Annotated in this window: 29 protein-coding genes, 1 tRNA gene and 1 other RNA gene; 28 read left to right on the top strand and 3 right to left on the bottom strand. The window is 25.7% G+C overall.

All coding sequences use genetic code 11. The annotated features are described in order from the left end of the window. Positions 1 to 21 precede the first annotated feature (21 nt). Genes HMPREF3181_RS02865 through HMPREF3181_RS02855 form a run of 3 tightly spaced genes read right to left on the bottom strand, consistent with a single transcriptional unit; the run spans position 22 to position 3108 of the window. Positions 22 to 1137, bottom strand: coding sequence for an ABC transporter permease (locus HMPREF3181_RS02865; RefSeq protein ID WP_068472783.1), 1116 nt, complete (start codon positions 1135 to 1137; stop codon positions 22 to 24). Further along, positions 1127 to 2179, bottom strand: coding sequence for an ABC transporter permease (locus HMPREF3181_RS02860; protein ID WP_068472780.1), 1053 nt, complete (start codon positions 2177 to 2179; stop codon positions 1127 to 1129). Before HMPREF3181_RS02860 ends, HMPREF3181_RS02865 begins: the two co-directional genes overlap by 11 nt. Continuing rightward, positions 2179 to 3108 carry an ABC transporter ATP-binding protein gene (locus HMPREF3181_RS02855; protein WP_068472778.1) on the bottom strand — a complete coding sequence of 310 codons (930 nt, stop codon included), beginning with the start codon at positions 3106 to 3108 and terminating at the stop codon, positions 2179 to 2181. The genes HMPREF3181_RS02860 and HMPREF3181_RS02855 overlap by 1 nt, the downstream gene beginning before the upstream one ends. 121 nt (positions 3109 to 3229) lie before the next feature. On the opposite strand from HMPREF3181_RS02855, the gene HMPREF3181_RS02850 reads away from it, so the two are divergent. The 28 genes from HMPREF3181_RS02850 (at position 3230) to csn2 (ending at position 24560) form a co-directional block, all read left to right on the top strand. After that, entirely contained in the window at positions 3230 to 4258 is a 1029-nt protein-coding gene (locus HMPREF3181_RS02850; RefSeq protein ID WP_082713880.1) for a sensor histidine kinase, read from the top strand. Then, on the top strand, positions 4258 to 4857 hold the full coding sequence (locus tag HMPREF3181_RS02845) for a response regulator transcription factor (RefSeq protein WP_068472776.1): 600 nt from the start codon (positions 4258 to 4260) through the stop codon (positions 4855 to 4857). The genes HMPREF3181_RS02850 and HMPREF3181_RS02845 overlap by 1 nt, the downstream gene beginning before the upstream one ends. A gap of 16 nt (positions 4858 to 4873) precedes the next feature. Next, a complete protein-coding gene (locus tag HMPREF3181_RS02840) occupies positions 4874 to 5320 on the top strand; it encodes a pyridoxamine 5'-phosphate oxidase family protein (RefSeq protein ID WP_231723253.1) in 447 nt (148 codons plus the stop codon). Between the two features lie 324 nt (positions 5321 to 5644). Continuing rightward, positions 5645 to 5983, top strand: coding sequence for an Asp23/Gls24 family envelope stress response protein (locus tag HMPREF3181_RS02835; RefSeq protein ID WP_068472772.1), 339 nt, complete (start codon positions 5645 to 5647; stop codon positions 5981 to 5983). 9 nt (positions 5984 to 5992) lie between these two features. Then, a complete protein-coding gene (gene nusB, locus HMPREF3181_RS02830) occupies positions 5993 to 6403 on the top strand; it encodes a transcription antitermination factor NusB (RefSeq protein WP_068472771.1) in 411 nt (136 codons plus the stop codon). Between the two features lie 15 nt (positions 6404 to 6418). Then, on the top strand, positions 6419 to 6766 hold the full coding sequence (locus tag HMPREF3181_RS02825; protein ID WP_068472769.1) for a hypothetical protein: 348 nt from the start codon (positions 6419 to 6421) through the stop codon (positions 6764 to 6766). 13 nt (positions 6767 to 6779) lie between these two features. Further along, on the top strand, positions 6780 to 7979 hold the full coding sequence (gene xseA, locus HMPREF3181_RS02820; RefSeq protein WP_068472767.1) for an exodeoxyribonuclease VII large subunit: 1200 nt from the start codon (positions 6780 to 6782) through the stop codon (positions 7977 to 7979). Beyond that, positions 7969 to 8226 (top strand): exodeoxyribonuclease VII small subunit, encoded by a 258-nt coding sequence (gene xseB, locus HMPREF3181_RS02815; protein ID WP_068472765.1) that lies wholly within the window; start codon positions 7969 to 7971, stop codon positions 8224 to 8226. The genes xseA and xseB overlap by 11 nt, the downstream gene beginning before the upstream one ends. Continuing rightward, the gene (locus HMPREF3181_RS02810) at positions 8226 to 9074 is read left to right on the top strand and encodes a polyprenyl synthetase family protein (protein WP_068472762.1); all 849 of its coding nucleotides are present in this window, start codon (positions 8226 to 8228) and stop codon (positions 9072 to 9074) included. The genes xseB and HMPREF3181_RS02810 overlap by 1 nt, the downstream gene beginning before the upstream one ends. Beyond that, a complete protein-coding gene (locus tag HMPREF3181_RS02805) occupies positions 9074 to 9805 on the top strand; it encodes a TlyA family RNA methyltransferase (RefSeq protein WP_068472759.1) in 732 nt (243 codons plus the stop codon). The genes HMPREF3181_RS02810 and HMPREF3181_RS02805 overlap by 1 nt, the downstream gene beginning before the upstream one ends. 9 nt (positions 9806 to 9814) lie before the next feature. Then, entirely contained in the window at positions 9815 to 10267 is a 453-nt protein-coding gene (locus tag HMPREF3181_RS02800; RefSeq protein WP_068472758.1) for an arginine repressor, read from the top strand. Between the two features lie 7 nt (positions 10268 to 10274). Beyond that, complete coding sequence (recN, locus tag HMPREF3181_RS02795; protein WP_082713879.1) at positions 10275 to 11993, top strand: DNA repair protein RecN; 1719 nt, start codon at positions 10275 to 10277, stop codon at positions 11991 to 11993. Next, positions 11978 to 12496, top strand: a complete 519-nt coding sequence (locus tag HMPREF3181_RS02790) for an NUDIX hydrolase (RefSeq protein WP_068472757.1) — start codon at positions 11978 to 11980, stop codon at positions 12494 to 12496. Before recN ends, HMPREF3181_RS02790 begins: the two co-directional genes overlap by 16 nt. A 1-nt stretch (position 12497) precedes the next feature. Beyond that, positions 12498 to 13109 carry a site-2 protease family protein gene (locus tag HMPREF3181_RS02785; RefSeq protein ID WP_068472756.1) on the top strand — a complete coding sequence of 204 codons (612 nt, stop codon included), beginning with the start codon at positions 12498 to 12500 and terminating at the stop codon, positions 13107 to 13109. Next, the gene (locus HMPREF3181_RS02780) at positions 13109 to 13843 is read left to right on the top strand and encodes a segregation and condensation protein A (RefSeq protein WP_068472749.1); all 735 of its coding nucleotides are present in this window, start codon (positions 13109 to 13111) and stop codon (positions 13841 to 13843) included. Before HMPREF3181_RS02785 ends, HMPREF3181_RS02780 begins: the two co-directional genes overlap by 1 nt. Next, the gene (gene scpB / locus HMPREF3181_RS02775) at positions 13836 to 14414 is read left to right on the top strand and encodes an SMC-Scp complex subunit ScpB (protein WP_082713883.1); all 579 of its coding nucleotides are present in this window, start codon (positions 13836 to 13838) and stop codon (positions 14412 to 14414) included. The genes HMPREF3181_RS02780 and scpB overlap by 8 nt, the downstream gene beginning before the upstream one ends. Next, positions 14401 to 15093: a pseudouridine synthase gene (locus tag HMPREF3181_RS02770; protein WP_068472744.1), complete on the top strand. Its 693-nt coding sequence runs from the start codon at positions 14401 to 14403 to the stop codon at positions 15091 to 15093. The genes scpB and HMPREF3181_RS02770 overlap by 14 nt, the downstream gene beginning before the upstream one ends. After that, positions 15093 to 15482 carry a hypothetical protein gene (locus HMPREF3181_RS02765; protein WP_068472743.1) on the top strand — a complete coding sequence of 130 codons (390 nt, stop codon included), beginning with the start codon at positions 15093 to 15095 and terminating at the stop codon, positions 15480 to 15482. Before HMPREF3181_RS02770 ends, HMPREF3181_RS02765 begins: the two co-directional genes overlap by 1 nt. Then, entirely contained in the window at positions 15463 to 16017 is a 555-nt protein-coding gene (locus tag HMPREF3181_RS02760; RefSeq protein ID WP_231723252.1) for a tRNA 5-(aminomethyl)-2-thiouridylate-methyltransferase MnmM, read from the top strand. Before HMPREF3181_RS02765 ends, HMPREF3181_RS02760 begins: the two co-directional genes overlap by 20 nt. A gap of 8 nt (positions 16018 to 16025) precedes the next feature. Next, positions 16026 to 16388 carry a fluoride efflux transporter CrcB gene (crcB, locus tag HMPREF3181_RS02755; RefSeq protein WP_068472742.1) on the top strand — a complete coding sequence of 121 codons (363 nt, stop codon included), beginning with the start codon at positions 16026 to 16028 and terminating at the stop codon, positions 16386 to 16388. 19 nt (positions 16389 to 16407) lie between these two features. Next, entirely contained in the window at positions 16408 to 17043 is a 636-nt protein-coding gene (locus HMPREF3181_RS02750) for a hypothetical protein (RefSeq protein WP_068472820.1), read from the top strand. A gap of 54 nt (positions 17044 to 17097) precedes the next feature. Further along, positions 17098 to 17188: transfer RNA gene (locus tag HMPREF3181_RS02745), tRNA-Ser, on the top strand. Next, positions 17188 to 17454: signal recognition particle sRNA large type (gene ffs / locus HMPREF3181_RS02740), an RNA gene on the top strand. Before HMPREF3181_RS02745 ends, ffs begins: the two co-directional genes overlap by 1 nt. 95 nt (positions 17455 to 17549) lie before the next feature. Further along, positions 17550 to 17906, top strand: a complete 357-nt coding sequence (locus HMPREF3181_RS02735; RefSeq protein WP_068472741.1) for a PBECR3 domain-containing polyvalent protein — start codon at positions 17550 to 17552, stop codon at positions 17904 to 17906. 610 nt (positions 17907 to 18516) lie between these two features. Then, positions 18517 to 22731, top strand: coding sequence for a type II CRISPR RNA-guided endonuclease Cas9 (cas9, locus tag HMPREF3181_RS02730; RefSeq protein ID WP_068472737.1), 4215 nt, complete (start codon positions 18517 to 18519; stop codon positions 22729 to 22731). Further along, the gene (cas1, locus tag HMPREF3181_RS02725; RefSeq protein ID WP_068472734.1) at positions 22710 to 23591 is read left to right on the top strand and encodes a type II CRISPR-associated endonuclease Cas1; all 882 of its coding nucleotides are present in this window, start codon (positions 22710 to 22712) and stop codon (positions 23589 to 23591) included. The genes cas9 and cas1 overlap by 22 nt, the downstream gene beginning before the upstream one ends. Continuing rightward, positions 23581 to 23901 (top strand): CRISPR-associated endonuclease Cas2, encoded by a 321-nt coding sequence (gene cas2, locus HMPREF3181_RS02720; protein WP_197415911.1) that lies wholly within the window; start codon positions 23581 to 23583, stop codon positions 23899 to 23901. The genes cas1 and cas2 overlap by 11 nt, the downstream gene beginning before the upstream one ends. Beyond that, on the top strand, positions 23898 to 24560 hold the full coding sequence (gene csn2 / locus HMPREF3181_RS02715; RefSeq protein ID WP_068472732.1) for a type II-A CRISPR-associated protein Csn2: 663 nt from the start codon (positions 23898 to 23900) through the stop codon (positions 24558 to 24560). The genes cas2 and csn2 overlap by 4 nt, the downstream gene beginning before the upstream one ends. The last annotated feature ends 213 nt before the right edge of the window (positions 24561 to 24773 follow it).

Raw genomic sequence — 24773 nt, 5'->3', positions numbered from 1 at the left:
TTAAATTTTAAAAGAAGTCGTTTAAGCGACTTCTTTTAATTTGTATCTTTTTATGAATATTCCTAGTAGTGTATAAAATACTATGAATATAACTTGTGATGCAACAAATAGTAAAAATTTTTCAAAATTTATTTCTTCTAAAAACTTTACAAAATAATATTGTGGCATAAATTTAGAAACATTTATTAATCCTTGTGGTAAGAATTTCATTGGTAAAAATACTCCTGATGAAAATGCCATTATTAATGTGAAAGCAGAATTTACACCATTTACAACTTTTACATCCTTTGAAATTGATACAAGTAGTTGTCCTAGTGAAATTGCAGTAAATGAAAATATAAATACTGCTAAACTCATATATATTAAATCAATTTTAGCTATTGATTTATTCACTCTTGATATTGAAACAGCTAAATAAAAACTTGATATTAATATAGATATTATTACCTGAGCTAAAAATTGTTGTAAAGTTTGTGATTTTTGACTATAAGGGGATAAAGCCATTCTTTTTAAAAGACTTTCTTTTTTAAATTCAGCATCAATATTTATAATTATTGAAATTATACTCGTAAAAACTATATAACTTAAGATTAAAAAAGTAGTGTTAAAGGCTTCTTGTCCTTGTTCTTGATTATATAATTTAGTATCTATTATCTTTACATCAATCTCTTTCTTTAATGTATTTATTACCTCTTGTTGATCAACATTTGAATTTATTGCAGACAATGTGTAATTGAGATAACTTTTTAAATCTATTTTTAAAAAGGTTATATATGAAGTTTTTGTTGGTGCTAAAATCGAAATTGCTTTTTTATTATTTAACAAATTTTGTTTAAAATCTTTATTAATTACCATATAAGCTATAATTTTATCCTCAACAATTTGTTTTCTTGCTTCGCTTTCCGTAATTTTTTCTTCTTTTACATTATGTTTTTCTTTTAAATAATTTATTAAGGCTTTTGACTCTTCGCTTTTATCTTCATCATTTATCATTAAGTTCAGCTTCATAGGTTTAAATTCAACGTCATTATTTTTTGAACTGGTAAATACAATCAACATAACCATAAAAATTATGAAAGAAACTAAAACGGCTTTTATATTTTTAATAAATATTTTCATATAATTTTTAAATATCATTATACTTATGCCTCCTCAAATATACTAATGCAATTCCAAATAAAACTAGAGTAAATGGAATTACATACTTAGCCATTGAAATCAAGTAGCTATTGTCATTTGCGATATTTACACCTAATAAGGCATTTTCCATATATATTGTAGGATTTATCTTTTTTATTATAGGGAAAGCTGAAGTTATAGCATTTGTTACACTTGAGCCCATCATTCCTGAAGTATAATTCATTAGAAGAATACATCCAAGTCCAACCATAGATTTAGTTTCTGTTTTAGTTTTTAGTGTAACGGCAAGGAACATTCCTAATGTAATTCCAAAAATCATAATAATAATTATTGTAATTATTGAAGCCAAATAGTTTGTTATCAGGGTTATCCCAAATACAAGTTTTAAATAAATAATCAATAATGTAGAATTAAAACCTGTAAGTATAAGTGCAGATATTATTCCGTTTAGCAAATAAGTTGATTTTTTTATTGGAGAAACTAACATTCTTACTGCAAAATCAGACGAATCATATAATATATTATCTATGTAGATAACGCCATCAAACATAGTATATAGACTTGCCATAATAATTATTGAAAAAAGTATGGGTTCAACACCTGTAACACCATGGTTTTTGTCCTCTATAAAATCTTTATCAATATTTTTTATAATTTCTTCCTGATTAATTTTAGTTTCATACATTTGTTTTATTTGGTCAAGGATATTTTTAACAACCATAACTTCTGAATTAGATGATATAATTTTTAAAGATAAATCATCTTCTATAAATGCTTTATATTCTTTATTTTTTAGATCTGTTTGAACATCTTCTTTTACTTCTTTAAGATTAAGATATGGAATTTGTTTTAAAATGTATTCATGTGGATTGTTTTTGTTAATTCCAACATTTACTTTATCAAAATTTTTGCCAATATTAGGAATTATAAGACAAAAAAACGTAGCTAAAATTATAGGGAAAAAAGTATTCCAAAATAAAGTTAGTTTATCTCTAGTTAAATGTAGCAAATTTACTTTTAAAGCAGATAAAATTCCCATTATTCTCTAAGCTCCTTTCCTGTCATTTCTAAGAAAATATCTTCCAGTTTAGGTTTCTTTGAAAAAATTTCTTCATAAACTACATTGTTTTCATCAAGTAAATGAATTAATTTTTTAATGTTTCCTGTATCACTAGAATAATTAAAAGTTACTTGATTTTCCTTCGCTTCAACATCAATTACTTCATCTTGTTTTTCTAAGATTGAAATAATTTCAGGTTTTATAAAACCTACAACTGTAATCTTTTCTTTTACACTTACTCCATTAATCAAAGTTTGCATATCTCCGGTTAAGATATTTTTTCCATTATCCATAATAGAAATTTTATTGCAAAGATATTCAGCTTCATCTAAATAGTGAGTAGTATAAAGAATTGATGATCCATTTTCAGCTAAATTTTTAATTCCATCTAAGATAAACTTTCTGCTTTGAGCATCTACTGCAACTGTTGGCTCGTCTAAAATTACAAGTTCAGGCTTATGTGAAATACCACAAGCGATATTTAAACGTCTTTTAAGCCCACCTGATAGCTTCTTTTCCAACATTTTTTCATGACTTTGAAGTCCTGTAAATTCAATAGCTTCATTTACAAGCCTTTTTCTTTCATTTTTATTAGATATATATAGACCACAAAAATAGTCGATATTTTCTTTTACAGTTAAATTATTAAAAACAGCAAGTTCTTGAGGAACAATTCCAATTTTTTTCTTAATTTCATATTCACTAGAAATATCTTTTTTTCCAAAAACTTCAATATTTCCACTGTCATATTTCAAAAGAGAAAGCATACACATTATTGAAGTCGTCTTTCCACAACCGTTTGGACCTATTAGACCTAAAACATCTCCTTTCTCAAGAGATAAGTTAAAATGGTCTAAAACAATTTTTTCTTTAAAACTTTTAATTAAATCTTCTACTTTTATTATCATAATTATCACCTCACAGATATTATATCTTAATTTCTTTTAATATTTTAGTGTTTTGTGTAACTTTTTTGATATGACAGATGTAATTTTTTGGAAAATGTGATAAAATATATTTGGTGATGATATGGTATTTTTAAAATATTTTTTATTAAGTTTAATGTTTTTGTTTTCAGATAGCATAGGAGCAATTAATATTGCAATTTTTAGTTTAGTTTCCTTGTGCTTTATGCTTATTGTAGAAATCGAAGAAAATATTTATTACAGCTTTGTTTTGTCTGTGATTTTTTCGATTTTAATGTATTTTTTTCCGGAATTTAGATTTTTTAGCTTTGTTTTAATATACGCTTTGTATAAAAAATCGATATACAATGTTCCGATATTTTTGGTATTTTTAATTACCGGAGAATTTGATTTTTTAGCACTTTCTTTGCTTATAATTTGTCTATCTCAATATGATAGAGAACTTTATGAGAGAAAAATTTTCTATCATAGAGAATTTTTGAATTTTCATAAAGAAAAATATAAACTTCAAAAGAATTTAAAAAATTTATATCTTGAAGAAGAAAGAAAAAATTATGAAAATATTTTAAAAGAAAGAGAAAAAATTTCAAAAGAATTGCACAATTCGATAGGACATACAATTTCAGCGTCTATTTTAGAGCTTAGAGCTTTAGAATTTATAGTTGAAGACAAAGAGGTTAAAACTTCTATTGAAAGAATTAGAGAAAATTTATCCATCGGAATGGTTGATATAAGAAAAATAATTCACAATATGTATAAATCGTCTTTTGACTTGGAAAGTTATATTGGAAAATTAATTGATATTCCTAATGTTAAAACAAAATTGATTTATAAAGTAAAAACGAAAATGAATGAAAATTTGAGTTTTGATATTTTAAGTATTGTTAAAGAGGCTTTTGCTAATTTTACAAAACATTCAAATGGAGATAGCTTTACAGTTAAAATTATTGAAAATGAAAAGGCATATATTATCACAATTTTTGATAATGGAAAGGATATAAAATTTGAAAAGAGCGATGGACTTGGGATTTTGTCGATGGAGGAAATTGCAAGAAAGTACAGAGGACTTTTCAATGTAATTACAGATAATGGATTTAAGATAAATATTGCGATAGATAAGGGTGAAAAGTAATGAAAATTTTAATGGTTGATGACGATTCTTTGGTGTTAAACGCTTTAAGTACCATACTTGGAAAAAGTGGGTATGAGATTGTACTTGCAACAACAGATTCAAAAAAAGCGATTGAAACATACAAAGAAAATAAAATTGACGTAGTAATTTTGGATATAAGAATGAAAGAAGTAAATGGAGTTGATGTTGCAATAGAAATTTTAGAATTTGACAAAGATGCCAAAATAATGCTCTTAACAACTTTCAATGATAGAGATGATATAATTAGAGCTTTAAACAAAGGTGTTTTAGGAGTTATTTTAAAGGATAATGTTGCATCACTAATTCCTGCGATAGAAAGTGTAAGTCTTGGAAATAAAATTTTAGATAATGAACTGAATTTAAAAAATCTTTTTAATACTACAAAAAAAGATTTTAATCTTTTAACTCAAAAAGAGATTGAAATATTAGAACAAATTGCTAAGGGATTATCTAATAAAGAAATCTCTGAAAAATTATTTTTAAGTGAGGGAACTGTTAGAAATTATATTTCAGGAATTTTAGAAAAGTTAGAACTTAGAGATAGAACGCAACTTGCAATATATTATTATACGAAGTAATTGAAAGGAGAATATGATGTTTAAAGAAAAATATTCTAAATTCTTTGAAAAAATTGGAAGAAGTAAATTTATGGTGTTATCAACATCAAAAGATGACTTTGTAACATCAAGAATGGTGAGTATAATTGTAATAGATGGAAAATTTTATTTTCAAACGGATAAAAACTTTAAAAAATATAATCAGATAATTGTAAATCCTAATGTGTCTCTATGTATTGATAATATTCAGATTAATGGGATATGTTGTGATGTCGGGAGACCTATTGAAAATAAAACATTTTGTGAAATATTTAAAGAAAAATATCCAAGTTCATACAAAAATTATTCACTTTTAGAAAGTGAACGTTTATTGGAAATTGAACCTATATATATTGAATGTTGGCATTATATTGAAGGAGTGCCTTATATAGAAGTATTTGATGTTAAAAATAAAAAATATACTATGAAAAAATATGTAAGATAAAAAGCCAACATTTCGTTGGCTTTTTGTTTTGAAACAAGGAGATTTCAGATTTTTGTTATATATAACATATAGTAAATTGTTTTTCTAACTGTTTTCATGTTATTTTTTTATTTTTTATTAAAAAAATATATTAGATTGATTAAAAAAAATTTTTATTTTGTATAAATATTTAATTTTAATTGAATAAATTTGCTAATTTTGATATAATGAAAGTTACAAATAGAGAATTTCAAAATGAAATTTTTATTTCACCATATTTACCTTTGAAAAATTATCTAAATTGAAAATATGGTATAATACTTAATAAGTGGAGGTGTATTAATTATGAATAAAAATAAGTTTGAAAATGGTAGCATCAAAATATCTAACGATATTTTTTATATGATTACCGCTATGGCAACTATTGAAGTTGAAGGAGTAAAATCTATCGTTGGTGTTCCATCTGATGCTGAAAAAATTAATGCAAAAAATTCTAAAAAAGGAATAGAAATTAATTTTCTAGAAAGTGGAATAGAAATTTCTGTTAAAGTTTCTGTTGAGTATGGACAAAAACTTGAAGAAATTGTAAAGAAAATTCAAGAAAATATAAAATTAAAAGTAGAAGTAATGACAAGTATTAAAGTTTTAGGAGTTAATATTTGCATTGAGTCTGTTGAAAAGTAGAGAGGTTTTATGACTAGAAGTGAGGCACGTGAGTGGTGTATGAAGTTGATATATCAATTAAGTATCCACAACAGTTTTAAATGTGATGAGATAGAAAGTTTTATCGAATATTTTGATTTACCAAGTAATGAGCTTAAATATATTAGAAAAAACTGTAAATCTATAATCGATAATATTGATGATATTGACAACATAATAAAAGAAAATTTAGAGGGTTGCTGGAATTACAGTAGAATAGCTAAGATTGACTTGGCGATTCTTAGAGTTGCAGTTAACGAAATTTATTATTTAGACGACATTCCTGAGAGTGTTGCCATAAATGAGGCTATTGAGATTGCTAATAAATATTCCACTGACGCCTCATATAAATTTGTAAATGGAATACTTGGAACTATTGTTCGAGCAAAAAATAAAATTTAATTTTGGGAGTTTGCTATGGGTTTATTAAATACTTTATTGTTAATTGGATTTATTGCTATTCCTTTTATAGGGATTGCTGTGTCAACTTATTTAGTAGGAACTGCTGATAAAAGAAAATGGATTGTTTATCCTATTTTTAGTGCGATTTGTATTGCTATTTTCGTATTTTTTAAATACAGTATGAATGTAAACTTTTTACGTTGGAGACAGTTTTACTTAATGGTTGCTTTTTATGTTCCGGTTGTTTGTAGTTTAATGGCTTTCATAGCAGTACCTAAATTATCTATAAAATCATTGAAGGAACATATATTACCTATTTTGAGTATTTTTGTTATTTCAGGGGTACTTTTAATGGTTTATTAATAGGAGAATTTTGATGACAACATTTAAGGTAAAAGAGGTTAGTAAGTATATTTCCAATATACTTAGAAGAGATTCTTTTTTATCCAATATTAGTGTTGAAGGTGAAGTATCTAATTTTAAAAAGTCCGGTGGTCATAGTTATTTTAGCATCAAAGATGATGAAGCTGTGCTTAAATGTGTGGTCTTTAAAACAGTTCCGATTGCAAGTAGTTTAAATCTTACTGACGGACAAAAGGTTGTTGTAACCGGAACTATTATGACTTACGAAAAGGGAAGTTACTACCAAATACTTTGTAAAAATGTTGAAAGGGTTGGTCTTGGAAATTTATATGAACAATTTTTAGCCTTAAAGGAAAAGCTTTCAAAGGAGGGTCTTTTTAATGTTGAATTTAAAAAGCCCATTCCAAAGTTTCCTAAAAATATTGGAGTTATTACAGCTAAGAATGGAGCTGCAATTCGTGATATTTTAAATACTTTAAGAAGAAGATATAGAATTGCAAATATTTATTTTTATCCTGCAAAGGTGCAAGGTATTGGTGCAAGTGATGAGATAGCTGAGGGTGTTAAGTACTTAGATTCGCTAGATTTTATTGATACAATTATAGTTGGTAGAGGTGGAGGTTCTTTTGAAGATTTGAATGCGTTTAATGATGAAAATCTTATTAGAACCATTTTTAATTGTAAAAAACCAATTATATCAGCTGTTGGACATGAGATAGATACAATGCTTACGGATTTTGTTGCAGATAAAAGAGCAGCAACTCCAACGGCAGGAGCGGAGCTTTCATCAGTTAGTATGGACGAAATAAGAGAATTTTTATCTCAGGCTGAGAAGAAACTTAATAAAAATATATTGGAAGAAATTTCTGCTGATAAAATTCAGCTGGAACATTTGAAAAAAGAATTGGAATATTATAATCCGGCTAATAGAATAACTACATTAAAGGAAAATTTGGAGAATTTGAAAAAGTCTTTAGATGAAAAGATTATCGCAGTTTTTAATTATAATAAACAGTTACTTGATTTTAAAAGACAATCTTTAGAGATTATTAATCCAAATAGTGTTTTACAAAGAGGTTATAGCATTATTTATAATGAGAATGATGAGATTGTAAATGATATTAAAGCTGTAAATGTAGGAGATTCTTTGAAACTTAAAGTTTCTAATGGAGAGATTATTTCTGATGTTAAGGAGATTGTAGATGGCAATTAAATTAGAAAATTACGATAAGGGAATAGAAGAACTTATAAAAATCGTAAATACTCTGGAAAAGGAACAATTAAGCCTTGAAAAGAGTATTGAATTATATAAAAAGGGAATGAAACTTCACAAAGAATTAGTTGAAATATTGGAAAAAGAAGAGGGAAGACTATTTTTATTTGATGAAAAAGCAGAAGATGAAGAGAAAAAATTTGTTGAAAAGACATTAGAAGACGGACAAGTGAGTTTGGAATTGTAATGGAAAAATTTTTAAGTTTAATTAAAAAAGACAAACAAATTATTGAAGATAGACTTAATTTAGTTTATAAAAATGAAAATGAGTTTGAAAAAATGTGTGCTTATTCTTTTTCCGTTGGGGGAAAGAGAATAAGGGCTATTTTGCTTTTAGAGGCTTATAAAAGTTACAAGGAAGTTTGTGATTTGGCTTTAGATTTTTCCGTTGCCATTGAGCTTATTCACAATTATTCTCTAGTTCACGACGACTTGCCTGAAATGGACGATGATAAATTTAGACGTGGAGTTCTGTCCGTTTATGGTAAATTCGGACAGTCAAATGCCGTTTTAGTCGGCGATGAGCTTTTAAATAATGCTAATTTGATTATGGTTAAGGCTATAAAAAGTCTTGAAAATATTGATGAAATCAAAAATGCACTATCTTCAAGTGAAATAATTTTAAATTCAAGTGGTATAAATGGAATGATTTACGGTCAATTTTTAGACCTTGAAAATAAAATAGAATCTTTAAACGATATTGAAATTATAAATTCTTTAAAAACAGGAGAACTTTTCAAGGCATCTATCTTAGCAGGGGCAAAACTTGCAGGAGCAGGTGATAAAGATTTAATTTGCTTGGAAAACTATGCTAAAAGTTTAGGACTTGTATTCCAACTTCAAGATGATTTGTTTGATTTTGATGAGGATATAAGACTAAATAAAAAAACTTTTGCTACAATTTTGGGGAAAACTGAAGTTGAAGAAAAAATAGAAAAGTTAAATAAATTTGCTTTTGAACAGATAAATAAAATTTCCGGAAAAAAGGAATTTTTTGTAAATTTTATAGATTTTATGAAAAAAAGGACTTACTAATGGAAAGAGCTGATATTTGTTTACTTAAACTTGGTCTTGCAAAGTCAAGAACTCACGCAAAGAACATTATTTTAGAAAAAAGAGCTTTTCATGACGGAAAAGTTATAGAAAAAGTATCTTTACTTGTTGATGATAATTTAGTTACTGTAAATTCTACTGTTGAAGATACATATGTTGGTAGGGGTGCAATAAAATTAGACTCAGCAATTAAAAATTTTGAACTTGATTTAAAAGATTTGGTTTGCATGGATATTGGAGCATCAACCGGTGGTTTTACTCAAATTATGCTTAACGAAAAAGCAAAAAAAGTTTATGCAATAGATGTCGGAACGAATCAACTTGTAGATAGTTTGTTGAATGATGAAAGAGTTGTGAGCTTGGAAAACACAAATTTTAGATATTTAGATTTTGAAGTGATAGGTGAAAAAGTAGATTTTATTTCTATTGATGTTTCTTTTATTTCTTTAAAATATATTTTTGAAAATTTGTATAAATTTTTAAAAGAGGATAGCAAAATTGTTGCACTTATAAAGCCACAATTTGAATGTGAGGGCAAAAGTTTAAATAAAAAAGGGATTGTAAAGTCTAAAAAAGTTATAGAAAATGTTGTTGAAAAAGTAAAACTTTATGCACTTGCAAATAAACTTGAAGTGCTTGAAATAATTGATTCCCCAATTCTTGGTGGAGATGGAAATAAAGAAAAATTAGCGCTTATTAAAGGAATTTTTTAAGAGGATTTTATGAAAAAATATACAAGACAGAGAATTATTTTAGATTTAGTAGAAAATAACGAGATAAAGACACAAGAGGAACTTTCCGAGTGCTTAGAAAAAAAGGGTATTCATTCTACACAAGCTACTGTTTCAAGAGATATTAAAGAGTTGAAAATTTTAAAGGTACAAAATAAAAACGGAGAGTATAAGTACAAAGTTGTCGATTCTATGTATGACTCTTTAGATGAAAGACTTAATAAAATTTGTAAACTTGCCATTTTGTCTATGAAACATAATGGAGATATGATACTCATAAAGACAATTCCACATACAGCAAGTATTTGTGGAACTTACATTGAAAGTGCTAAACTTAAAATGGTAAGTGGAATTGTTACGGGAACGGATACGATTTTTATTGCAGTTGATGATAAATCATTTTTAGATGAGGTTATTGAAGATATAAAGAAACTTTTAAGGTAGGGATAGTATGTTATCTGAATTATATATAAAGAATTTAGCTATTGTTGATGAAACAAAAATTTCTTTTACTGAAGGACTTAACATTTTAACAGGAGAAACTGGAACTGGTAAATCTATAATTATTGGAGCCATTTCTTTGCTTTGTGGTTGGAGAGCTAATACTTCTTTCATCGGTAAACGTACTGACAATGCTTATGTTGAAGGAGTTTTTTTTCTATCAAATTATGAAGAAGAAATTTTGAAAAATAAATTTGAGATGCTTAATTTAGATATAGAAATTGAAGATAAAATGCTTGTTATTTCAAGGAATATAAATAAAAACGGACGTTCTGTTTCAAAGATAAATAACAAAACGGTAAACAATTCAATCCTATCTGAAATTATGATAAATATTTTAAATGTCTGTGGACAACATGACAGTTACACTCTATTTAATAGAACTAATTTTGTCGATGTTTTGGATAGTTTTTGTGATGATGCTTTTAAAGAAAAACTAAAAAAATTAGAATTGTTATACGGAAAAATAAAAAAGACAAGTTTAAATTTAAAGAAATTAAAAAATAAAGTAAGTAATTTCGATGAGAATATTGCTGAAATAAAGGAAGAAATTGAAGAGCTAAACAGTTTAGAACTTGAAACCTTAGATGAAGAATTTATCGAGAATGAAATTGATAAATTTAATAACAGTCAAACAATTTTATCATGTTGTTCAAATTTAGTTGAACTTTTTGACGGAGAAAATTCAGAATTGAATATTTTTTCTTTCTTAAATGAAATAAATAGAAATGTTTTGTTGTTGGAAGAAAATGATAAAAATGTTAAATTTAGTGAGGATTTAGAAAATATTTCTTTTGAATTAAAAGAACTTTTCGAAAAATTACAAAATTATCATTCAAGTATTTATATTGACGAAGAGAGTTTGATGATTTTACAAGAAAAATTTAATCTTTTGAATGACTTAAAGAGGAAACATAGAACGGATAAAAAAGGTCTTATAAAGTATAAAAATTCTTTGGAAGAAGATTTATATTTGCTTGAGCATTCAAAGGATATGCTTTTAGAAGAGAACAATAAACTTAAAACTTTGAGCAATGAATATAAAAATCTTGCAAATGAAATTTCAAATATAAGAAAAGAAATTGCAATAAAATTAGAAAAATTAATTGAGAAAGAACTTTTAGATTTGGATTTAAAAAATTCAATTTTTAAAATAGATATAAAGACGAACAATAAAATTACACATATTGGTTTTGATGAAGTGAATTTCTTAATCTCTACAAATAAAGGAGAGGCTTTACAAGAGATTTACAAGATTGCATCAGGTGGAGAAATGAGCCGTATTATGTTGGGCTTTAAAAAAGTTTTATCCGATAGAGATAAGATTTCAACTCTTGTATTTGATGAAATTGATACGGGTATAAGTGGTGTAACGGCTCAAATTGTTGGAGAAAAACTTGCTGAAATTTCTAAAAATCATCAACTTTTAGTAATTTCTCATTTACCACAAATTTCAGTTTTATCCGATACACATTTTATAATCAGTAAAGAAACTGTTGGAGATACAACTTTGTCAAAAGTTTTATGTGCAGATTATGAAGATAAGGTTATGGAGATTTCAAGACTTATAGGTGGAGCAAATATCAATGAAACAACTATAAGACAGTCTAAAGAAATGATAAGAATAGCTGATGAGAAAAAGGAAAAATTAAGATGTATAAAAAAATAAAAACAGAAGAAATTTTTAAGGGTAGAATTTTAGATTTAAAACTCGAATATTTTGAAACTGAAGAAAAAGTTTTGAAAAGAGAAATTGTTGAGCATAAAGATGCTGTTGCCATTTTTCCGATTGACAAAGACGGTTATGTTTATTTAGTAAAACAATTTAGATTTCCGGTTGAAATGGACGTTTTGGAAATTCCTGCAGGACTTGTTGAAGATGGAGAAAATTACGAAGAAACCGCTCTTAGGGAATTGCAAGAGGAGATTGGTTTTAGTTCAAAAAATTTAGAAAAAGTTTTTGAAGGATATAATAGCATTGGATTTTGTACTGAAAAAACAGTAATTTATAGAGCTTGTGATTTGTTTTCTTCTAAATTACCTGAAGATGATGATGAGAATTTAAGTATTGTAAAAATTCATTTTGAGGATTTAAAGAAAATGTATTTTAATGGAGAGATAAATGATTTTAAAACGGCTATGGCTATTTTAAATGAAATGAATAGGAGGTAGTATGGACTTTTTAATGGAACATTTAGTTGTCGCTATTGCTATAATGTTTGTAATTATAGCTTGTAGAATTTTTCAAGCAAATGTTGCTTTGGCTTTAGGAGATGACACACCAAAACTTAATGGAGCAACAAGTTTAAATCCTGTTAATCATATTGATATAACCGGTTTTATTTGTTTCTTGATTTTTAAATTTGGTTGGGCTAAGCCTTTACAAGTAAATGTGGGTAATTTTAAAAATAGATTTTGGGGAAAAATAATTTATTCTTTATCAAATGCTGTTATGTGTTTTTTGATAGCTTTAATTTCAGCAATAATTTATTTGATGATAGGCTCAAAAAGTGTATTTTTATTTATGCTTTTTAGAGATGTTTTTTCAATTAGTATTGTATTTGGGATTATTGGTTTAATACCTTTACCACCTTTTGACGGCGCAATTTTTGTAAGTGCATTTTTATCAAGAGAAGTTGAATATGAATATTTTAAACTTTCAAACTATACAACTTTCATTTTACTTGCTCTTATATTGACTAGAACTTTCGGAACATTTTTAACTCCTGCAGTTCAAACTGTTGGTGGTTTTATCCTTAAAATAGCATCTATGTTGGTAATGTAATGGATTTAGTTGTTAATTTAGATGCATATTCAGGGCCTTTGGATTTGCTACTTGATTTGATTTCAAAACAAAAAGTTGATATATACGATATTGAGATTAGTAAGATTACAAAGCATTATCTTGAAGTAATAGAAAATTCCGTTTATGGAGAAGATACGGATATATCAGCTTTTTTACTTATGTCTAGCACTTTGGTTGAAATAAAATCGAGAAGTCTTATTCCAAAAGTTACAGATGAAGAAGATGAAGATATTGTTACAAAAGAACAGCTTATCGAAAGACTCATAGAGTATAGAAAATTTAAAAAAGTTGGAGAATACTTTAAAAACTTGGAAACTGAGGGAAGTAAAGCATATCCAAAAATGCAATCGGATATAACCGAGTACATTACAGAGGATAAGGAAATTATTTTAAATACTGATGTGAATTTGCTTTTGACTTTAATGGAAAATATAATAAATCAATATAAGAACAAGATAGAAGAAAATTCTTTTGAAAAAATTATAGAAAAAGATTTGTTTCCAATAGAAAAGTATATTTCTATGATAAAGACAAAAATTTTTGAAAAGAAAGAAGTTTATTTTGAAGATTTAATTTTTTATAATGGAACAAAAAGTGAGCTTATAACAATTTTTATGTCTATTTTAGAACTTGTAAAAAATAATTTTGTAAGTATTTTTCAAGATAAAGATAAGAATATTAAACTTAATTTAGTGGGTGATGATGTTGAATAGTAGAGAATATAAACAAGTTATCGAGCAGTTGCTATTCGTTTATGGCGACCCTTTAAAGATTGATGATATAGCAAAAGTTTTGGAAATTTCTGTAAAAGAGGCGAGTGTTTTAGCTGATGAACTTGTAGAAGAATTTGAATTTCAAAAGAGAGGACTTTTTATTCAAAAAATTTCTAATCACTATCAGATAAAGACCAGAAAAGAATTTCACGAGATTATTTCAAAGCTTTTTGAAAAAGTTACAACTAAACATTTAACGAACTCCACTTTAGAAACTTTGGCGATTATTGCTTACAAACAGCCGATAACTAGACAAGAGATTGAAGAAATAAGAGGTGTTAAGTGTAACAGCTCAATAGAAACTTTGCTTTCAAAGGATTTTATTGCAGAGGCAGGCAGACTTGATAGAATTGGAAAACCGATAATCTATAAGACTACTCTAAACTTTTTAAATCAATTTAATTTAAAATCTTTAAAAGATTTGCCCGATATAGAGAAATTTATTTCTGATGAAGAAAAAAATCAAATAGTTGAAGATGAAAATATGGAAATAGAAGATGAGAATAAATAAATTTATTGCAAATTCTGGATATTGTTCAAGAAGAAGTGCAGATTTGCTTTTAGAAAATGGAAAAGTTTTTGTAAATGGAAAAGTTGCACAAAAAGGTCTTGACGTTTCACAAGAGGATGAAATTGTGGTTGAGGGAAAGAAGATTAGTTTAGAGAAAGAAAAGAGGTATTTTCTTTTAAATAAGCCTGTTGGTTATGCAAGTACTCTTAAAGACCCTTTCGAAGATAAAGTTGTAGTTGATTTAATAGAGTCTAAAGAGAGAATTTATCCGGTTGGACGACTTGATAAAGACAGCTTTGGACTTTTGCTTTTAACAAATGATGGAGATTTGGCTTTTAAGCTGACTCATCCAAGCCATAATGTCGAAAAGGAATATATCGTAAAAGTTGATAAAACTTTAAAAGAGAGCGATTTAAAAAAATTATCGAACGGAATAATGCTTGAAGGGAAAATTACAAGAAAAGCAAGATTTGAAATTTTTGATTTTAAAAATAATATGGCGAAAGTTTTTTTGAAAGAGGGCAGAAATAGGCAGATAAGAAAAATGTTTAAAACTTTGGACTATGAAGTTGTTTCTCTTGAGAGAATTGCCTTTGGAAAAATAAAACTTGGAAATTTAAAAATAGGAAATTATAGAGAACTTAATAGAGAAGAAATAGAATATTTAAGGAGTTTGTAATGATAGGATTGAAAAATGCTACCCCGGAAGAGTTTGAAGAGCTTTATGTTAAATACGGAATTAGTGGCAGTATGGACTTATCCATTCCAACATTTTATTTCAGTTTGGTTATGGAAGAAAATATAATCGGATATGTAAAACTTACCTTTAGAGATGAGGACTATTATTTGGAAGAAATAAAATATGATGAGGGGATGGAAAGATTTAACAGATTTTTCTTAAAATGTATTGCTTATAAAATATATTTAAAAGAGAAAAAAACTTTTTATTCAAGAATATTTTTTGACGGAATTTTAGGAATAACTAAAAAAGAAGAAAATTTATATATCTGTGATATTGAAGAAATTTTAGAACAAGGAAAGAGTTGCAGTGGGTGTAAAAATAAATAATACAAAAACTTTAATAGAATTTTTTATGCAAAGTTATGTTGACAATGTCGAAGTGGCTGTGGATATGACAGTTGGAAACGGCTTTGATTCTAAAAATATTCTAGAGATTTTAAAGCCAAAAAAACTTTATTGTTTCGACATACAACAAGACGCTTTGGATAATTCAAAAAAATTACTTGAAGATTTTTCAAATTATGAATTAATTTTAGAAAATCATAGAGATTTTGACAAATATGTAAAAGAAAATATTGATTTTGCAATGTATAATTTGGGATATTTGCCAAAAGGAGATAAGAATATAACTACAAATGCAGTCGATGTTGAAAAAAGTTTGAAAAAATTATTGGGAAAATTAAATAAAAACGGAGTAATTTTTATAACTTTCTACATAGGACATTTATGTGGACAAATAGAGAGTGCAGAAATTTCAAGGTTTTTAAAAAATTTGGAACAAAAAGAATTTACCGTTCTTAAATTTTTGTTCGAAAATCAAAAAAATAATCCACCTTATGTGGTTATGATTCAAAAAATTTAGAGGTATTTATGATTGAGATTTTAGTTGTTGGATTAGGTGGAGCTATTGGAGCGATTTTAAGATATTCAATTAGCTTAATTCCATATAAAAATACATTTCCGATTTTAACACTAATAACAAATTTGCTTGGAGCAATATTAATTGGAATTGTTGTTGGTATTTCGGTTAAAAATAATTGGTCAAAAAACTTAACTTTGTTTTTCAAAACTGGAGTATGTGGAGGCTTTACAACTTTTTCAACTTTTTCACTAGAAGCAAATAACTTATTTCAAATTAATAAGCCCGTTATGGCAATAATTTATATAATATTGAGTGTTGTATTATGTTTGCTTGGCGTTATGTTTGGGATTTTTATTTCAAGTAGAAATTAAGGAGATAATTTTATTAAATATGGAGAAAATATATTTTTTATCTGGATTAGGTAGTAAAATTGAAACTACAACAGAGCTTAATTTAGAATTAAATAAATATGGATATGAAATAAAATATATAGATATTCCGGGACAATATTCAAATATTGATGTAAATATAAAAAATGAAAAAGAATTTTTAGATTGGATTAAATCGGTTATTCCAAAAAATTCTTTAGTAATGGGTTATTCCTTAGGAGCAGACTTATTATTAAAGTTTTCAAGATTTTTATATGCGAAAAAAATAATTATCTTAGATGGTGGAATTTTTGAAGATGATTATATGAAAACTACCTTAGAGGAAGAAAAAGAATACTCAAGAAATTATATTTTAGAAAATAGTTTGAATATGGATATAAATATAATATCTTCTTTATTTGACATAAGGTATGATGATTACAAAGATATATTTTCACTAGGATTGAAAGATGAAATTTTATTGCTTTTATCTGATTTACCTAAAGATGCTTATGAGTATAAAAATAAAAAGGTTGAAAAATATAAAAAGACAGGAAGTATAAATATAAAAGTTTATTTTATAGAAAATACTACACATAATTTTTATACGGAAAAGCCAAAAGAAATAGCAACTAAAATTTCAGAGTTTTTAAAGTGAAATTAAAAATTGTTGACTAAATTAAAAAAATACTTTATAATATATAAGTATTGTGGAGAGCTGTCCGAGTGGTCGAAGGAGCACGATTGGAAATCGTGTAAACGCCAAAAGCGTTTCGAGGGTTCAAATCCCTCGCTCTCCGCCATGCACTAGGTGGGGTGTTAGCAGTACCCTGTAACCTGCAATCTGCTATAGCAGGACTGAATTCCCAAGTTAGATTTTCAAGGGGTGTAGCCGACTTTTGAAAGTGGTGTTGACGAGTGGGTCCTTACGCAATAGAGCTTTACGAACCTGGTCAGGTCTTGACGGAAGCAGCCATAAGTAAAATACTCTATGTGCCGTAAGATTGCTTACTCTGAGCTAACTGCAAAGGTACCGTACATTTTTTGTTAAGCAACCTTGGGTGTGCTTACATAGTAAAGAGTTATCTGTAAAGATAGCTCTTTTTTTATACGAGTTTAAATTTTACATTATTTATGATAAAATATACTAAAGAGGTAGAGTATATGAAAGTAAAAGATAGCATTAAAGATTTATTGGGAATTAAATCTGAATTATCAGAAATTGAGTATTCAAGACATGGATTGAAAAGACATATAGAAAAAAGAAAACATTATGATGTTATAAAATATATTGATGATGTTGAGAATATAATAGAAAATCCGGATTATGTTGGAATAAATCCAAATGAAAATAAAATAAGTTTGGAGTATGTGAAATGCCTTGAAAAAAATGTTTTGTTGGCTTTAAAACTAAACAAAACAAAAGATAAATTTTTTATTGCCAGTATGTATACCATAAATGATTATAAATTAGAGAGCAGAAAATTTAGTGGAAGATTGAAAAAAGTTGACAAAAAATAAAAAAATGGGTATAATATAAGTAACAAATAAGTAGTTGAGGGCAGAAAGGGTTCCTGCCACACCTTGCAAAAGGTATCTGAGATGTTGGATACACCGACCAACCGACTACTTAAATAAAACACAGGAGAGTTAGAGTAATCTGGCTCTTTTTTTTGCGGGAAATTTTAAGGCATATAAAAAAATGATATTAAATAATAAAAATATTGACAAAAATCGTTTATATACTTATAATTTAACTATGCTATGATAAAAGGTTTTCTTGGTATTAAAATAGTTTTAAAAATTGCAAGAATAAATTAGTCACATAAAAAAATTTCTCTAGGTGTTTTGTAATCGAATATTTTTTTAGGATAATCGTTAATCCAATCTTCAATAAATACTACTCATCAAGTGAGTAGCCGTGAACTTTGTTGTTTTACAATAAAAAAACTCACTTTCGTGAGTTTGACCTAAACATATAGGTTAGCCTTTATGGCGATTTGAATAACTTTTTATTTGAACTCGTAATGTAATTCACAAAGGTACTAAGCTATTCTGTAGCAATTATAATATAAAAATTTAAATTTGTCAAATTTTTTTGGAAAATTTTATTAATAAATAAGGAGGATTTATGAAAGGAAATATTGAAAAAAAGAAACAAGAATTTAATGATTATTACTTAGGATTTGATATTGGTACAAATTCTGTAGGTTGGGCAGTAAGTGATTTATCTTATAATCTTCTTCGTTTTAACAAAAAAGATATGTGGGGTGCAAGATTGTTTGATGAGGCTAAAACTGCAAAGGATAGGAGAGTAAAACGAAATTCTAGAAGAAGATTAGAGAGAAGAAGTAAAAGATTAAAATATCTTGAAGAAATTTTTGAAACTGAAATTTGTAAAATTGATAAAAATTTCTTCAGAAGGCTTGAAGAAAGTACTTTGCATAATGAGGATAAAACTTTTGATTTTAGATTTCCTATTTTTAATGATGAAAACTATACAGATAAGGAATATTATAAAGATTTTCCAACTGTATATCATTTGAGAAATGAGCTAATTAAAAATGAAAATAAAAAGTTCGATATAAGATTGATTTACCTTGCTATTCACAATATATTAAAATATAGAGGACACTTTATATTTGAAGGTCAAGATTTTGATAGTGTAACTGATTTTAAAGAAGTATTTTCTGAATTATCTGCTTATTTAAGTGAGAATTTAGAAGAAAATTTAGATATTAATTTATGTGATAATATAAAAGATATAATTTGTAGTAAAGAGAATAAAACTTCAAAGGGAAAATCATTTGTTTCACTAATTGATAGTAAAGTTATACAGAGTGTTTTGCGTTGTTGCATAGGGTATAGAGTTAAATTTAAGGACATTTTTATTAATTATGAAGAAAAAGAAAAAAATGAAGGAATAAATTTATCAGAAATTGAATATGATGAAAAAAGAGATGAAATAGCATTAAGTCTTGGAGAAAATATTTTACTTATCGATATTTGTAAAAAAGTTTATGATTTTATGATTTTAAATAATATTTTGAAAGGGAATAAATACATTTCAGAATCAAAAGTTAATCTTTATGATGAGCATAAATGTGATTTATGTAATTTAAAATATATTTTTAAAAAATATTTACCTAAAAAAGACTATTTTGAATTTTTTAGAAATGAAAACAAGGAAAAGAATTATGTATCGTATATTTCATCTAGCTTAAATAATGGTAAAAAGAAAAACACTTGTACTCAAGAAGATTTAAATAAAGAAATAAAAGAATATATTGCTAAGATAAAAGAATATGAAGAAAATGACGCAGTTTTAGAAAAAATAAACTTGAAATTAAATGAAAATAAATTATTACCAAAACTAAAAACCAACGATAATGGTGTTATACCATATCAAATTCATAAAATAGAACTGGAAAAAATTTTACAAAATCAAAGTAAATACTATGATTTTCTTTTAGAAAAAATTGATGGAATTACTAACATTGAAAGAATAGAAAAACTTTTTACTTTTAGAATTCCTTATTATATTGGGACTTTAAAAGGTAAATTTTCTTGGGCTAAACTTAAAGAAAATAAAAAAATTACTCCTTGGAATTTTGAAAAAATAGTAGATATGGAAGAAAGTGCGAAAGCATTTATTGAAAGAATGTCTAATAGGTGTAGTTATTTGAAAACAGAAAATGTACTTCCTAAAAATTCTTTACTATATTCAGAGTATGAATTATTAAATGAATTAAATAAAGTAAAAATTAAAAATGAATTTATAAATGTTGTTTTAAAAAATGAAATTATTGATGAGCTTTTTAAAACAACTTCTAAGGTTACAAAGAAAAAATTTGTAGATTACTTAAAAACTAAACAAATTTTTGTGGAAAAAGAAGATATTTCAGGGCTAGATAATGAATTTAAATCAAAATTAGATAGTTATATAAAATTTAAAAAGGTAATTGGAGATAAAATAGATACTTTAAGAGGATATAATTTTGTTGAAAAATGTATAGAATTTAAATGCTTTTATGGTGATGATAAAAAACTATTTAAAAATGCAATAAATAATACAGAGTTTAAAGACTATGTTTCAGATGATGAATTAAAAAAGATAAATAAAATGAAATTTAACAAATGGGGTAGGTTATCTAAAAGGTTATTAACAGAAATATGCTTTGAAAATGTGATAGAGTCTGAATCATTTGAAAATATAATTGTTGCATTAAGAAGTACAAATTATAATTTTATGGAATTTACTTCTAAAAAATTTAATCTATCAGAGAAAGTTGCAGAAGAAAATCAAGAAAATACTTTAGAAAAATTTAATATTAATGAATATGTAGATGAATTATATGTTTCTCCATCGGTTAAACGTTCTATAATTCAAACTTATAAAATTGCTATGGAAATAAAGAAAATTACAGGTAAAAATCCTAAAAAAATATTTATTGAAATGGCAAGAGGTGGAGGAGAAAAAGGGAAGAAAACTGAAAAGAGAAAAGAGCGTATAAAAACTTTATATGCGAATATGAAAGATTCGAATGAGGAATTTTTGAACAATTTAGATAATTTAAAATTATCAGTTGACAATTATGATGATAATAGATTAAGAGAGAAAAAATTATTTTTATACTTCATGCAACTCGGAAAATCTATGTACACAGGTAAAAATATTGATTTAAATGAACTATTATTTGCTAATACTTACGATATAGATCATATAATTCCTCAATCTAAATTAAAAGATGATAGTTTTGATAATATTGTTTTAGTTGAAAAAACTATAAATAAAGATAAAGATAATAGGGATTATTTGGACGAATCTATTAGACTTAGGATGAATAAATTTTGGAATTTTTTAAGAGAAAAAGGATTTATTACTATTGAAAAATATAATAGATTAAGAAGAAATACTTATTTTTCAGATGATGAATTATCAGGATTTATTTCTAGACAATTAGTAACTACAAGGCAGTCAACTTTAGAAGTAAAAAAACTTTTTGAGTTTATTTTCCAAAATACTGATGTTGTTTGTTCTAAAGCTAATTTAGTGAGTGATTTTAGAGAAAAGTATGGGATAATAAAAGTTAGAGACTTAAATGATGCACATCATGCTCAAGATGCCTATTTGAATATAGTTGTTGGAAATGTCTTTGATACAAAATTCACCAAAAATTATTGGAAATTTATAGAAGATAGAAGAAAAGTTGATAATATTAGAGAAACTTATAATTTTAAGAAAATATTTGATTATGATGTTTCAAGAGGCGAAAATGTTGCTTGGCTAAAAGACTATTCTATAAATACTATTTCCGAAATGATAAATAAAAAGACAGCTAATATTACTCAAATGATTACTGAGGGTAAAGGACAGTTGTTTGATTTGACAATACTAAAAAAATCTAAAATCGATAAAAAATTAACTGTAATTCCAAATACTCCTAAAATATTGAAATCAAGTTTAAAAGATAGTTGCAAAATTGCTGAAAAATATGGATATTTTAGTACGCTTATGCCTGCATATTTTGTTGTTTTTAAATATATTGATAAAAATAAAGAAGTGTTTGGATTTGATAGAATTTTTATATTTGATAGAGAAAAAATAAATTCTAATGAGGATATTGAAAAATATTTAGAAGACAAAGGATATAATAGTCCTAAATTTATTAGAAAAGTAAATTTAAAACAAAAAATTTTATTAAATGGTTATCCATATAGAATTGTTGGATTTACAGATAATAAATTAGAAATAAAAAATTCAAAACAATTTTATTCAGATGGAGAACATTTAAAATATATCAAACATTTATCCGCTTTTTATAATAACAATAATAATGTTAAAAATGGAGAATATAGAATTAATTTCTTGAAAAAAACTTCAGAAAATGATAGAAATGAAACAACAGATGAGGCAAAAGAGAGATTAAATATAGAATTTATAAAGTTGTATGAATATTTTTGTGAAAGATTAAATTCAAAGATTTATGCTAATTATTATAATAGTAAAAAATATGATGAATTAATAGAAGTGTTTGATTGTTTTAAAAATTTGAATTTACTTGATAAAGCAAAATTATTATTAGAATTTTTAAAAATTTTCAAAAAAGATACTTATGGTAATTTTAAATTATTAGAAAAACCTGAATTAGATAAAAATGGAAAACAAAAATTAGATAAAAATGGTAATCTTTCATTTGAAGGATTAAGCATGGCTTTTGGGAAATTAAATGGTAAAAAATTTAAGCAACTTGTTGAAAAAGATATTCAATTTGTGGATGAATCTGTTACAGGACTTTTTGAGAAAAAAGAAGGATTAGAAAAATGGCAGGATGGAGAACAATAGTAATAACTGATAGATGTAAACTTGACTTAAGATATAAGAATATGAATATAAGAAAAAATGATAAGTTAAGTCAAGTAAATATTGGAGAAATAGGTGTGCTTATAGTAGAAAGCACATCTGTTTCTATAACTACTGCTCTTTTAAGTGAGCTTGTAAAAAACAAAATAAAAGTTATTTTTTGTGATGAAATGCATAATCCTCAAAGTGAACTCATGTCTTATTATGGCTCTTTTGATTGTAGTGAGAGAATTAAATTTCAAGCTAATTGGAAAGATGAAATAAAAGGCAAACTTTGGGCTATTATAGTATTCGAAAAAATAAAAAATCAGAAGGAACTTTTAAGATATTTTAATATTAAGCAATATAAATTATTGGAAGAATATATGGTAGAAATAGAAAATTTTGATAAAACTAATAGAGAAGGACATTCTGCTAAAGTTTATTTTAATGCTATTTTTGGAAATTCATTTTGTAGGGAAGATAAAGAAAATCCGATTAATATGGCATTGAATTATGGATATTCTATAATACTTTCTATTTTTAATAGAGAAATTGTTTCTAATGGATATATAACAAATCTAGGAATATTTCATAGAAATAAGTTTAATCCATTTAATTTATCCTGTGACTTAATGGAGCCTTTTAGACCAATAATAGATAAAAAGATTGTTGAGATGAATATTGAAAATTTTGGAACAGATGAGAAGAGAGAAATACAGAAAATTTTATCTAGTCAACTTATAATTAATGGACAAAAATATTTTATTCAAGACGCGATAAGAATTTATACAAAAAGTTTATTAGATGCTTTGGATAGTGAAGATTTTTCAAATTTAAGGTTATATGAAAATGAGTTATAGATTTATGAGAATTTTATTATTTTTTGATTTACCAACAATAGAAAAAGAAGATTTAAAAGAATATAGATGTTTCAGAAAATTTTTAATACAAAATGGATTTATTATGTTACAGGAATCTTTGTATGTAAAAATGTTGTTGAATTCTACTTCAGCTGAAAATTTTATATCAAAATTAAAGAAAAATTTGCCACCAAAAGGACTTGTTCAAGTAATTAATATTACAGAAAAACAGTTTCAAAAAATGCAAACTTTAGTAGGAGAATATAATTCAAATATGTTAGATAGTGATGAAAGGATAGAAATATTTTGAAATTACAAATAAAAAATTTTACATTTCATTTAGATTTGAATGAAAAAATTAATGTATTAATTATTGAAAATAAAAAAGAATATAGAGAAGTAGTTGATTCTTTTGTTAATAAACTTGATATAAAAGATGGTAAAATTTTACTTTTTGATAAAAATGAGTTGATTGTACCTTCAAAATTTTTATTTACTTTTAATGATTACTATTCTTTTGATATTAATAAATTGTGTTTAACAAAAATGTATAAAAAAATTAAAGAAATAAGTTTGTTAGAATATTCTGATGAAAGTTTTAAAATAAAGTCTGAAATCGAGAATTTTATATATAAAATTATATCTCAATATGATTTATATTTGGAAATTGATAGTGAAATGGATATACTAGATTTATTAAAGTCAGTTAAATTAAAAATAAAAAATTATGAAAATTTAGATTTAGATAGAATAATTAATTATATGAATATAATAAACGAATTATTTGGAATAAAAAATTTTATATTTATAAATTTCAGACAAAATTTTAGCGAAAAAGAAATAATTGACTTTTATGAGTATGTGATATATAATGATTTTAATATAGTTTTAGTTGAAAGTATTACTATTAGTAAACTACAAAAAGAAAGTATCTTTATAATAGATGATGATTTATGCGAAATCTATTGATTAGACAATGGCTCGTAACCATAAAAACTCTCACAAAAATTTTTATTTGAGGTTTGAGAGTAGTGTAATTCACAAAGGTACTAAGACGGTGGGAAGAAGACACAGAAAAAGAGTTTAGGTTTGAGAGTAGTGTAATTCACAAAGGTACTAAGACTAGATACAAATGGAAACTTGTATCAGTTTTGTTTGAGAGTAGTGTAATTCACAAAGGTA

The sequence above is a fragment of the Parvimonas sp. KA00067 genome (assembly GCF_001553085.1).
Lineage (GTDB): Bacteria > Bacillota > Clostridia > Tissierellales > Peptoniphilaceae > Parvimonas > Parvimonas parva.
The sequence above is the reverse complement of the archived record's forward strand: the minus strand, read 5'-3'. Positions and strand labels throughout refer to the sequence as shown.

What these genes read in the sequence shown, in the direction of transcription:
- HMPREF3181_RS02810 (WP_068472762.1), top strand. Translation starts at nt 8,226, where the DNA reads ATGGAAAAATTTTTAAGTTTAATTAAAAAAGACAAACAAATTATTGAA.
- HMPREF3181_RS02800 (WP_068472758.1), top strand. Translation starts at nt 9,815, where the DNA reads ATGAAAAAATATACAAGACAGAGAATTATTTTAGATTTAGTAGAAAAT.
- HMPREF3181_RS02790 (WP_068472757.1), top strand. Translation starts at nt 11,978, where the DNA reads ATGTATAAAAAAATAAAAACAGAAGAAATTTTTAAGGGTAGAATTTTA.
- HMPREF3181_RS02865 (WP_068472783.1), bottom strand. Translation starts at nt 1,137, where the DNA reads ATGATATTTAAAAATTATATGAAAATATTTATTAAAAATATAAAAGCC.
- HMPREF3181_RS02845 (WP_068472776.1), top strand. Translation starts at nt 4,258, where the DNA reads ATGAAAATTTTAATGGTTGATGACGATTCTTTGGTGTTAAACGCTTTA.
- HMPREF3181_RS02805 (WP_068472759.1), top strand. Translation starts at nt 9,074, where the DNA reads ATGGAAAGAGCTGATATTTGTTTACTTAAACTTGGTCTTGCAAAGTCA.
- cas9 (WP_068472737.1), top strand. Translation starts at nt 18,517, where the DNA reads ATGAAAGGAAATATTGAAAAAAAGAAACAAGAATTTAATGATTATTAC.
- HMPREF3181_RS02785 (WP_068472756.1), top strand. Translation starts at nt 12,498, where the DNA reads ATGGACTTTTTAATGGAACATTTAGTTGTCGCTATTGCTATAATGTTT.
- xseA (WP_068472767.1), top strand. Translation starts at nt 6,780, where the DNA reads ATGACAACATTTAAGGTAAAAGAGGTTAGTAAGTATATTTCCAATATA.
- HMPREF3181_RS02750 (WP_068472820.1), top strand. Translation starts at nt 16,408, where the DNA reads ATGGAGAAAATATATTTTTTATCTGGATTAGGTAGTAAAATTGAAACT.
- HMPREF3181_RS02735 (WP_068472741.1), top strand. Translation starts at nt 17,550, where the DNA reads ATGAAAGTAAAAGATAGCATTAAAGATTTATTGGGAATTAAATCTGAA.
- recN (WP_082713879.1), top strand. Translation starts at nt 10,275, where the DNA reads ATGTTATCTGAATTATATATAAAGAATTTAGCTATTGTTGATGAAACA.
- HMPREF3181_RS02850 (WP_082713880.1), top strand. Translation starts at nt 3,230, where the DNA reads ATGGTATTTTTAAAATATTTTTTATTAAGTTTAATGTTTTTGTTTTCA.
- HMPREF3181_RS02770 (WP_068472744.1), top strand. Translation starts at nt 14,401, where the DNA reads ATGAGAATAAATAAATTTATTGCAAATTCTGGATATTGTTCAAGAAGA.
- crcB (WP_068472742.1), top strand. Translation starts at nt 16,026, where the DNA reads ATGATTGAGATTTTAGTTGTTGGATTAGGTGGAGCTATTGGAGCGATT.
- HMPREF3181_RS02825 (WP_068472769.1), top strand. Translation starts at nt 6,419, where the DNA reads ATGGGTTTATTAAATACTTTATTGTTAATTGGATTTATTGCTATTCCT.
- HMPREF3181_RS02855 (WP_068472778.1), bottom strand. Translation starts at nt 3,108, where the DNA reads ATGATAATAAAAGTAGAAGATTTAATTAAAAGTTTTAAAGAAAAAATT.
- cas2 (WP_197415911.1), top strand. Translation starts at nt 23,581, where the DNA reads ATGAGTTATAGATTTATGAGAATTTTATTATTTTTTGATTTACCAACA.
- HMPREF3181_RS02765 (WP_068472743.1), top strand. Translation starts at nt 15,093, where the DNA reads ATGATAGGATTGAAAAATGCTACCCCGGAAGAGTTTGAAGAGCTTTAT.
- HMPREF3181_RS02835 (WP_068472772.1), top strand. Translation starts at nt 5,645, where the DNA reads ATGAATAAAAATAAGTTTGAAAATGGTAGCATCAAAATATCTAACGAT.
- HMPREF3181_RS02860 (WP_068472780.1), bottom strand. Translation starts at nt 2,179, where the DNA reads ATGGGAATTTTATCTGCTTTAAAAGTAAATTTGCTACATTTAACTAGA.
- nusB (WP_068472771.1), top strand. Translation starts at nt 5,993, where the DNA reads ATGACTAGAAGTGAGGCACGTGAGTGGTGTATGAAGTTGATATATCAA.
- xseB (WP_068472765.1), top strand. Translation starts at nt 7,969, where the DNA reads ATGGCAATTAAATTAGAAAATTACGATAAGGGAATAGAAGAACTTATA.
- cas1 (WP_068472734.1), top strand. Translation starts at nt 22,710, where the DNA reads ATGGCAGGATGGAGAACAATAGTAATAACTGATAGATGTAAACTTGAC.
- HMPREF3181_RS02780 (WP_068472749.1), top strand. Translation starts at nt 13,109, where the DNA reads ATGGATTTAGTTGTTAATTTAGATGCATATTCAGGGCCTTTGGATTTG.
- HMPREF3181_RS02840 (WP_231723253.1), top strand. Translation starts at nt 4,874, where the DNA reads ATGTTTAAAGAAAAATATTCTAAATTCTTTGAAAAAATTGGAAGAAGT.